This is a genomic window from Candidatus Woesearchaeota archaeon, assembly GCA_003694805.1.
In the GTDB taxonomy this organism is placed as follows: Archaea; Nanobdellota; Nanobdellia; order Woesearchaeales; family J110; genus J110.
Map to the genome: position 1 here is coordinate 1 of RFJU01000141.1, position 9,712 is coordinate 9,712.

Annotated in this window: 8 protein-coding genes; 5 read left to right on the forward strand and 3 right to left on the reverse strand. The window is 51.2% G+C overall.

What is annotated here, in order from left to right:
• Positions 1-223: 223 nt before the first annotated feature.
• Positions 224-2,692: a hypothetical protein gene (locus D6783_05300; GenBank protein ID RME52282.1), complete on the reverse strand. Its 2,469-nt coding sequence runs from the start codon at positions 2,690-2,692 to the stop codon at positions 224-226.
• Between D6783_05300 and D6783_05305 the strand changes: the two genes are divergently transcribed.
• The 4 genes from D6783_05305 (at position 2,691) to D6783_05320 (ending at position 6,241) form a co-directional block, all read left to right on the forward strand.
• Positions 2,691-3,362 (forward strand): hypothetical protein, encoded by a 672-nt coding sequence (locus D6783_05305; GenBank protein ID RME52283.1) that lies wholly within the window; start codon positions 2,691-2,693, stop codon positions 3,360-3,362. The genes D6783_05300 and D6783_05305 overlap by 2 nt on opposite strands.
• 354 nt (positions 3,363-3,716) lie before the next feature.
• Positions 3,717-4,547, forward strand: a complete 831-nt coding sequence (locus D6783_05310) for a phosphoglycerate mutase (GenBank protein ID RME52284.1) — start codon at positions 3,717-3,719, stop codon at positions 4,545-4,547.
• 70 nt (positions 4,548-4,617) lie between these two features.
• Positions 4,618-5,178 (forward strand): hypothetical protein, encoded by a 561-nt coding sequence (locus D6783_05315; protein RME52285.1) that lies wholly within the window; start codon positions 4,618-4,620, stop codon positions 5,176-5,178.
• Positions 5,179-5,239: 61 nt separating this feature from the next.
• Positions 5,240-6,241, forward strand: coding sequence for a rubrerythrin family protein (locus D6783_05320; protein ID RME52288.1), 1,002 nt, complete (start codon positions 5,240-5,242; stop codon positions 6,239-6,241).
• Positions 6,242-6,315: 74 nt separating this feature from the next.
• Here the strand turns inward: D6783_05320 and D6783_05325 are convergent, their stop codons facing one another.
• Together D6783_05325 and D6783_05330 are read right to left on the reverse strand one after the other, a co-directional pair.
• Positions 6,316-6,960 carry a methyltransferase domain-containing protein gene (locus D6783_05325; GenBank protein ID RME52286.1) on the reverse strand — a complete coding sequence of 215 codons (645 nt, stop codon included), beginning with the start codon at positions 6,958-6,960 and terminating at the stop codon, positions 6,316-6,318.
• Positions 6,961-7,027: 67 nt separating this feature from the next.
• On the reverse strand, positions 7,028-7,567 hold the full coding sequence (locus D6783_05330) for a DUF1697 domain-containing protein (GenBank protein ID RME52289.1): 540 nt from the start codon (positions 7,565-7,567) through the stop codon (positions 7,028-7,030).
• Positions 7,568-7,789: 222 nt separating this feature from the next.
• On the opposite strand from D6783_05330, the gene D6783_05335 reads away from it, so the two are divergent.
• Complete coding sequence (locus D6783_05335; GenBank protein ID RME52287.1) at positions 7,790-9,409, forward strand: hypothetical protein; 1,620 nt, start codon at positions 7,790-7,792, stop codon at positions 9,407-9,409.
• Positions 9,410-9,712: the final 303 nt, after the last annotated feature.

Sequence of the window (9,712 nt, forward strand, 5' to 3'; positions counted from 1 at the left end):
GGATGAGCGGGCGCAGCGGGCGGATCGTGATGATCCGAATGGGGTTGTTGACGTGACGGATTTGAATATTGTTGCGAACAACTTCGGCAACACGTACTAACAAAACCTCGCCAACCAAATTCTTTTTCAAATCACGCACCAAAGGCGCCAACCAAGAAAGCAGAACGCCAAAGAAAGAAGAACACCAACAAGGAACGAGGATCGGACCTGACACGAGAAGAGGTTAATACGCGTTGCCGAAATTCTGCGAAACACAGTTTAAGTCGCTAATGTCCACCTGCCGAAAAGGCTCCTCATTCATAGAGCACCCGTTCGCCTGCTTGCCCTTCTCAAGCCAGCAAGGATCGCCTTCAGCACATCCAAACGAACTACCGACGAGCGTCAAGTCATAAATGTCAACCTTGTTGGAGCAGTCCAAGTCGCCCGGCTTGTTCTCATCGTACTCACAAGGACACGCAGGACAAGGACCTCCACAATCAACCCCCGTTTCTCCTTGGTTCTGAATGCCGTCCGAACACGTCGCGTTCTGTCCTGACCCTGCATACTCAATAGTAACTTCGTAGTCCGTGATAGTAAACCCAGACGTGCCCGTAGCATCCGCAAAAACAAACGTAATAGTATTCGATCCTTCAACAAAATAACTCACAGGCATTGACTGCTCCCCAAACACGGGCGGCGAGCCAGCACGCTGGTTACGAATGTTCTCAGGAGGAACATCCAAGTCGCCGTGCCCGTTAATGTAATACCCAACCTCTGCTTGACTGTCAATGTCAACACTCCCTATCCGAACCCGAGCGCTTTGCGCGTTCTGAAGTGTTTCAATAGAAATCACAGTCGACTTCTCCGTTCCCTGCATCGTTCCGAAAAAATCGAGCGGCATATTCTCCACAGCAGTGTACGTTTCATTATACGGCTCAGACCCAACAGGGGGATTAGAACAATACGCACTGCACGTGTCAGGCTCGTTACAAACATCCCTCGTACCAGGATCATTGTCAAAGCAATCGCTATTACTCAAACACGCAACGCCCTCCTGCCAACTTCCTCCACAACAATACCCCGAAGAAACGTTTTGACCGCCGCACGCGCAGAGGAAACCAACCCTCCCCTCCCCGCACTCAGGGACACCGCCCCCGAAAAACCTCGGGCCGTAGACCGGTGTCTGACTGCCGAACTCGTGCGCCCCGAGATCAGGAGCGCTACCAGAGTACGAGTCTGAAATTCCAGGAATGACAACACCCTTATCGATGACGCCCGCGCCGCTTTTCAGCTGCCAATTACACGACCCAGGCACGGGGTTTCCACTTTCACCAGGCGGGTGCGAACACGATTCAAAATCCGCGTATGTTGTTATCATCCCATGCTCTTGATACCCTGTTGCAGAGAAGAATGCTGAGTTAGAGCTGTAACTCGCCCCCCGCCACCGAATGAGCGTCGGCGCGGGCGAGAGTGCATTGTAGTCAATCTCCGTGAGCGCGTGCTCCACGTCACCCGTCTCCCACGTTGGATAACCCCCCTCGTTGTCAAGCCACACGTTGTTCTTAATCCTGGCGTTCTGCCAACCCCCGCTGACCTCCCACGCCTGCGATGCGTCAGCAATACTGTTATGGTATACCTCAAAACCGACAGGCGCATTATGCGTCTTAAAACTGTTTCCTGCAGGGATGTTATAGATTTCATTCTGCCAAATAATCGCTGGTCCGCAATAGAGCGGCTGCAAACTAATACCGCTATGGACGCTCGTGATTCTGTTATTCCACACACGAATATTGTGGTAGGCGAAATCCAAAACAATACCATCATCAACGCACTCGAACAAGTCGTTATTGTTAAAGTCTAAATCCCTGCTGTATGGATCCCTCCAATCAGCGTTAATCTTATCCGCCCGCAAGGCAGAACTATCCGCGTGGCCCAAGCAATCATAAAACCTGCTCACTTTGTTGTGCTCTAACACGTGGCCCTTTCCCGTCACGATAATCCCGTGCGTTCCTTTATTGATGCTCGACTTTTGACTATAGGGCGCCCAAGCGTCGTTCCAACCCTGCACGTCGTTGTCAGCAATGTACCAGTCTTGATCCTGCCCGACATCGGTACTCCCGGCAATCGCTCCTCCAACCTCGCGCATCGTAACACCCCGCACCACGAGTCCGACAGCATCATCGCCACGAATGCCCAGGCCCGCGTTCACAATAGTGAAATCTTCCAAGAAAAGATACCGGGACCCCATAACTTCGAAGAGCGGCGTGTTAGAACCAACAGGTGCACCGCCGTCAAACACAACACCCGCAGCGCTCTCTCCCCGAATGATGAGGGGAAGCGAAAAGCTACTTCCGCCCAATCCGCGGAGATTAAACGGCCCGTTTGTGTACGTGCCATTATGGACGAGCACGAGATCGCCAGGACTCGCAGAGGCGGCAGCGGTGGCGACGTTCGTGTAGCAAGGCTGTTGAACACTCCCTGAACACGAAGGGTACACGTGCAGCGTTGCGCCACTATGATCCTTCCTTGGCACGTCCCGTGTCGTGATTGTTCCGGTCTTGACAGACTCCCCGATCACACCGTCAGGATCCGTAACGGTGATCCTAAACTCATACGTCGTTCCCGGTTCAAGATTAATCAAACTTCCCGCGAACTGGTTCGGGCACGTCCACTCATCAACATACCCGAGCACTTCACCGTTTGTCCTCATCATGGGAAGCGCTTCTTTCCAAGAAGAAGACCCGCTCTTTCTGAATTCCACACGAGCCTTGCTGTTCCAGTTAGAATCCCCTGTTATGTGCCAGCGAAACCCAGCGCTGTGCAGTGTCGTCTTGTCCACGAAGAACGCGCCGGTCGTGACCGCTTCCTGTGCAGCGACCAAGGGAAACGAGAGCAACAAGGCGAGCCAGAGCAAGAAAAGGAATGGTTTAACCATGGGTTCCGCATTGCCTTATGGAATAAAAGGGTATTTAAAGGTTTTGAGAAGAGCGGCTTTAAAAGGAGGGGGTGTTGCAAAGATGGTGGCCAAAGGAAAACGCCATCGTAAGAACCTTGTCAAGGAATTGTTGAAGAAAAAGATGTTGAAGAAAATAGAAATAGCAAAGCCAAAAGGGACGCTAAAAACGGGAAGGGTGAAAGAAGAGAATCTTTCCACGACTAGCTCCGCAACTAGTCAGAACAATGCATCAGTACACACACGGGGAATCAAGCACTTCACCCGCTCAACAGTGAGCGATGGTAAGCGCAATGGTAAGCGCATTGGCAAGCAAAACTTTAAAAACCACTTGCAACTCTTTGAGGCACGCTGGGCCCGTAGCTTAGCCTGGAAAACAAGGCCACTCGCCACGCCCTGCGCTGGCAACCATCAGGCTTTTGGGCAATAGAGTGCTCGACTGATAATCGAGTGGTCCGGGGTTCAAACCAATATCAACGGCGCCAGAACACAGGCAGGAAACGACTCTTGTAGCATCCATCCTTGCCGTTCAATAGCGCGCCGTGCTTGTGAAAGTCCCCGCGGGCCCAGTTCTTTTCCCAATCATCCTCTCGACACACTTCATCACTTCTTACGCTCATCGCTCATGCTCACAAAACCCCCGTGCGCCTAACCACGCACCCGTTTGTTCAACGCCCCGCGCCCAGCCAGGCACCCCTCCCTTTTTGAACCCGCATGCGTCCAATCACACACGGAACACAGAATACCGAAACATATAATAATAGCGCACTGAAAAAAGAAGCCTATGAGCTATCTCATCTTAGTACGACACGGAGAATCTCGCTGGAACATCGCCAACAAGTTTACCGGCTGGGTCGACGTCCCCCTCTCCCCCACCGGCGTGCACGAAGCCCTCATAGCAGCACAAAAGCTCAAAAACGTTCCAGTAGACATAGCATTTACTTCGAAACTCGTCAGAGCGCATGAGACCCTCCTTCTCATCCTCTCGGAACAAGAAGCGACCGGCATCTTCCTTCACAGCACCGGCAGACAAGCAAAATGGTCGCTTCACCCCCACAAGTTCGAAAAGAACGAAATTCCCATCATACCTGCAGAAGCCCTTAACGAGCGGTACTACGGAACGCTGCAGGGCATGGACAAACACGCGGCCAGAAGAAAATGGGGAGAAGAGCAAGTCTTCCTCTGGCGACGCAGCTATGATGTCAGACCCCCAGGCGGCGAATCCCTCAAAGACGTGTACCGGCGCGTTGTTCCCTACTTCAAAAAACATATCGTCCCCCACCTCCGCAAAGGAAAAACCGTCCTCGTCGTAGCCCACGGCAACAGCCTCAGGGCCATGATAAAGCACATCGAAAACATACCTGACAAAGACATCCCCCACTTAGAACTCGCACTTGGAAAACCGCTCATATACCGCTACGGAAGAGGACAGTTCAAAAAAGAAAATTTCGACCACGCATTTACGAGGCCGCTGCACTGGACGCATAAAAGACGCGCTTTGCCAACGACACGGACGCGACGCTCGGCCACGAAAAAAACCAGAAACTCCGCGACGAATAAAAAGCAGCCAGCAAGAACGAAGGGAAGCAAAGCAACAAAAAAACGAAAAAAGTAAGAAAAGTAAGAACGCAACAAAGAACGCGTGAAGAGACACAGGGCAACAAGGAACCAAAGATAAAAGAATCATGAACGGAACTAATATACGAGCAGCGCAAGGGGAAAAAGAAGTCTCCGGGCACGAATCAAGCAACACGCGAGGCGCATCAGAGAGTCTTGAAGATAGAACCAACCTCAACCGCAAAGAGTACGAAAGAAAAATCATCGAACACTCAAAAGCATGGCAAGACCACGCAAAACTCCACCCGCCCCAAAACCCTCCCAGACTCCTCCTTGCAAAAGAAAAACTGCAAAGCCAAGAACAAGACGACGTGCAAGACCACAAGCCCCTTGACTTCTCCTCACCCGCTGACGACTTTCCACAAGAAGAGGAAGTGCTGAACTGGCGGTGTAGCTGTGGCAAGGCGAGCTTTGACGTTGAAGAAGACGGGGCAGTGACTGCGACCTACGACGTCAAAGGCCCCGCCGTCCGCTCCACGACCTACGGAACACCAACACACGACACGGCCGCGTATGCAGCACCCCAACAAATGCCAAGCGGCTACACGAGCGCGCCCAAGCAAAAGCAAACGTACGCAAACAAGCCACAAAAAGCAGTGTACAAAAAACAAGACAAGCCCTACCAATAAGCAAGCCCCACCAAAAAAGCAAAGAGCAATGAAAAGAAAAACGCCACGACCAACGAAGGCCATGCCAGAAGCCAAACGAGTAAGGAGCAACGCGCCCAAGGAGAACGATCACAAGAAAGCAACAAGGCCGCGAAAGAAGAACAAGAACAACACGAGCAGCGAACAAGAAGCAAAGACGCAGGCAGAACCCGAACTCGCAACTATTCTCCAAGCACAAAGAAGCGAACTTACCGAACACCACATCTACCAGCGATTAGCAGCATTCGAAGCAAACAAGCACAACAAAAACATTCTTGAACGCATCGCAAATGACGAGCTTCACCACTACCGCTTCTGGAAAAGTGTCAGCAAACAAGACGTAACCCCGAACAAAGCAAAAATACTCCTCTACACCACCATGGCCAAAGTCCTCGGCCTCACGTTCACCCTCCGCCTCATGGAATACGGAGAAGACGCATCTATCAAAGGGTACCGCCGTCTCAAAAAACACATTCCCGGCGTTTCACAAATACTCAAGGACGAGCAACGCCACGAGCACGAACTCATCTCACTCCTCAAAGAAGAAAAACTTCACTACGCAAGCAGCATCGTCCTCGGCCTCAACGACGCCCTCGTTGAACTCAGCGGAGCTCTCGCAGGGCTCACCTTCGCTCTCGCAAATGGGAAACTCATCGCCGTCACGGGACTCATCATGGGCTTTGCAGCCAGCCTCTCCATGGCAGCTTCGGGCTACCTCAGCTCGAGAGAAGAGGAACAGGAGCGGGGCGGCAAGGAGGAAAAAAAGCCGCTCACGTCAGCATTCTACACCGGCATTGCATACCTCCTCACTGTCATCGTCCTCATAGCGCCCTACTTCATCTTCAAAAACCCGCTTGTTTCTCTCGCAGTGATGCTTGCAGCGGTCTTGTGCATCATCGCGTTCTACACCTTCTACATCTCAACAGCCAAACAGCTTCCCTTCAAACGCCGCTTTGCCGAAATGGCACTCATTTCACTCGGCGTCGCCCTTATCACGTACGGTGTTGGATGGGTGCTCAGAACCACCATCGGCGTTGACATATAGAAGAAAAAACCCTCCAGAACAGGACCCTGAACAGAAACGAGCAAAACAACACCAACGACGTACACGCGCCTCGCTCAACGCTTGCCAGGAAGAATGGGAACAAAGGCAAAACCACGAAACACTTCCTGCTCCCACTTGCCTTCTTCTTGCTTTGTCAGGCGAACAATGGCGTCACGCACCGGAGAGACAACATTTCCTCCCTCCCTGACCGAAGCGAGCAAATGCAAAGGAACCGCGTCAAACGCTGCACTCACTAAGATGTTGTCAAACATGCCGTCCACGCCCTTGCTCGCGTCATCGTGCACGACGCACACATTACCCATCTTTTTTGTTCGCTCTTCTGCCAGCTTTGCCAAGCTGCCAATTCTTTCAACACCAACGATGCTTCCTTGAGGGACCAACTCGTGCAACAACGCAAGGACGTACCCACTCCCGCACCCAATCTCAAGAACGTGAGCATCCACTCTAGGCTGCAAAAGAGAGAGCATGAATGCGATGGTGGACGGCTGGGAGATCGTCTGCCCCCACCCAATAGGAAGAGGGGTGTCTTCATAGGCCTGATCCTTCAACGCAGGAGGAACGAACTCCTCTCTCGGAACGTTTGCAAACGCCTGCACAATTCGAGAAGAGAATCCTTGGTCTTGGAGCTTCTTGAGCAAGAGCGCTTTCTTCTCTTGCAAATCCCCTCCGAAACCCGGCACGTTCTTCTTCGCACCCATCTCCTCCGTCACCTCTTCTTTTTTATTCTGAAAAAATTGAAAAAACCAGTGGGTGAGCCTTTGTTTTTCAAGTCTTTGTTTTCTTTTCCCCGGCCAAGAATCTCACCGTAGTAACGTTCCTTACAGTCATGTACTGGTATTGTTTTAGACCAATAATTTTATTCAGACGGCTCTTGTTATACTCTGTTCTCCTAACATTCCAAATAAGTGCCCCCTTGACATATCGAACATCAATAAACTCTTTTTTTACAGGAAGCGCATCAACGATGTTTTTTGAGTCAATTGCAGGAAACAAAAAAGCGACATCCGTCTTTTGTTCGGCATCATTTTTCCAGCGCTGAGGAATCGCGTCTGCAATGTTTTTTATTTCATGTTTAGTTTTAACGAGTGCTTGCACTGCAAAACCAAATTCTTTCTTTAATTTTTTTGGTATGTCGTTTTGCAACGTTTCTCGTTTCACGTCTGATTCAAACATGACATTTCCAGAATGAACATAGGTCGTAACATTTCTATACCTCAAGGATTCAAAAAGAGACTTCAACCGTTTCATCTCAACCTTCCTTGACCCCCCAACATTGACACCCCTGAGCAAGGCAACAAATTTCATGAAACCCCTACCGACTTGAAGTTTATAAACCAATCGTTTACCTGCACGGACCTGTTCATGCATCGCAAGCGTTCAGCACGCCTAACCACGCGCACCACGAGCCTTTAAAAGCAACAAAAACGAACAGCACCAAAAAGAAACGGCCCGCATAACCTCCCACGAGCAGGACCTTGCAGCCAAAAACCTTTTCCAACCCCAAACACTACGTTTAAGAACAACCCCATGTTTTCACATGATGCCGTGCCAAGAACACTCCCCATCAAAACCATAACAGCCGACCCGGCGACGAACATCGCCATTCACACCATAGAGCAAGGCAAGCAAGCCCTCATCTTCGTCAACACACGCCGATCCGCAGAGGCACTTGCAGAACGAATAGCAAGAGCAACGGCGACGAGCAACACTGCCCTGCACCACCTAAGCGAAACCATTCTTTCTGCGCTCAGCACGCCAACGAAGCAGTGCAAAAGACTTGCAGCGTGCGTCAAGAAAGGCGTTGCCTTTCACCATGCAGGCCTCGCAGCGAAGCAGCGAGAAACAATAGAAACCGCGTTTCGAGAAGGCAAGCTCGCCATCGTCTGCGCAACACCGACCCTCGCAGCAGGTATTGACATGCCTGCGTACCGCGCAATCATTCGCGACCTCAAACGCTTCTCAGGAGGGTGGGGCATGACGCCCATCTCCGTCCTCGAATACCACCAAATGGCAGGCAGGGCAGGCAGGCCCGGCATGGAAGAGAGCGGCGAGGCAATCACCATCGCCGCGACTCCCTCGCAAAAGGAAGACATCATTGAAACCTTTCTCAAAGGAGAGCCAGAAGAAATCACCAGCAAACTCGCTGCGGAACCCGCCCTGCGCGTCGCGACGCTCTCACTCATCGCGACGGAATACTGCACGACGACCCAAGCCCTCTTTGACTTTTTTAGCAAAACATTCTACGCGCACCAGTATGGCGACATGCGAAAAATACACAGTATCATCACGCGCATGCTCAAACACCTCGACGCGTGGGGCTTCATCATCACCCCGCAAGGCCACAACGACTTCGTTTCCGCCAAAGACATCCACGCCGGCAAGCTGCGCGCAACCCCTCTCGGCAGGCGCGTCGCAGAACTCTACCTCGACCCCTACACTGCTCACTTCATCATCACCGGCCTTCGCAGAGCCACTCAGAAGAGGCAAAGCAGTTTTGCCTATCTTCACCTCCTCGCCTCAACACTCGAAATGCGCCCATTGCTGCGAGTCAAAACTCGAGAACTCGATGAGATACAAGAAAAAACAGCACCGCACCTGGATGAACTCTACGTCCTAGAACCAAGTATGTACGAAGAAGAATACGAAGACTTCCTTGCCTCCCTCAAGACCGCGCTCTTCCTGAACGACTGGTGCAATGAAGTTACTGAAGACGTCCTCCTCGACCGTTACGATATCAGACCTGGCGAGATCCACGCGAAGCTTGAACGGGCAGATTGGCTCTGCTACGCCGCGGAAGAGCTTTGCAGACTTCTTGTATTCAAAAAAGAAAAAGCCGCCCTGGCAAAACTGCGCCTCCGCCTCAAGCACGGCGCTAAAGAAGAACTCTTCCCCCTCCTCAAATTCAAGCATATCGGTCGAGTGCGTGCCCGCAAACTCTTTCAAAACGGGGTGCGCGACGTAACTGGCGTGAAGAAAGCAGACTACACCGCCCTTGCTCAACTTCTCGGGCCGGGCGTTGCAAAAGACCTCAAAAAACAAGTAGGTCAAACTGTCGACACGAAAGCAATTGGGCCAAGAAAACGCAAAGGCCAAACCGGCCTGAAAACATACCAAAACAAGAAAAAAACCGAGAAAAAAAGCAAATAAAACCTGTCACCCCGCTCTCTTGAAGTCGTGTTGTGTTTTCAAGCAAAAAGCATCGCTACATAAAAGCACGCAGAATAAAAAAAGCATACTGAATAAGCCACGAACAAAAAAAGAAGAAAAAAAGAAGAAACAACAAACGCAAAAACAAGGATAAAAGCATAACCTGCCGGCCGCTTAGCCCCAACACCAATCACTACTTTGCCCTTCCACTCCGTTTTCGGCACTTATTTTTTTTGTAGGCAAGGTACGAGTAAATAGTCGCGGCGGCAGACACAACAAGCAAAGGAGTGACGATAACCAGGA

Bases quoted from the DNA above. Each gene is read 5' to 3' on its own strand.
- D6783_05305 (RME52283.1), top strand. From the start codon at position 2,691: ATGGGAAGCGCTTCTTTCCAAGAAGAAGACCCGCTCTTTCTGAATTCC.
- D6783_05300 (RME52282.1), bottom strand. From the start codon at position 2,692: ATGATGAGGACAAACGGTGAAGTGCTCGGGTATGTTGATGAGTGGACG.
- D6783_05310 (RME52284.1), top strand. From the start codon at position 3,717: ATGAGCTATCTCATCTTAGTACGACACGGAGAATCTCGCTGGAACATC.
- D6783_05315 (RME52285.1), top strand. From the start codon at position 4,618: ATGAACGGAACTAATATACGAGCAGCGCAAGGGGAAAAAGAAGTCTCC.
- D6783_05320 (RME52288.1), top strand. From the start codon at position 5,240: ATGCCAGAAGCCAAACGAGTAAGGAGCAACGCGCCCAAGGAGAACGAT.
- D6783_05325 (RME52286.1), bottom strand. From the start codon at position 6,960: ATGGGTGCGAAGAAGAACGTGCCGGGTTTCGGAGGGGATTTGCAAGAG.
- D6783_05330 (RME52289.1), bottom strand. From the start codon at position 7,567: ATGAAATTTGTTGCCTTGCTCAGGGGTGTCAATGTTGGGGGGTCAAGG.
- D6783_05335 (RME52287.1), top strand. From the start codon at position 7,790: ATGTTTTCACATGATGCCGTGCCAAGAACACTCCCCATCAAAACCATA.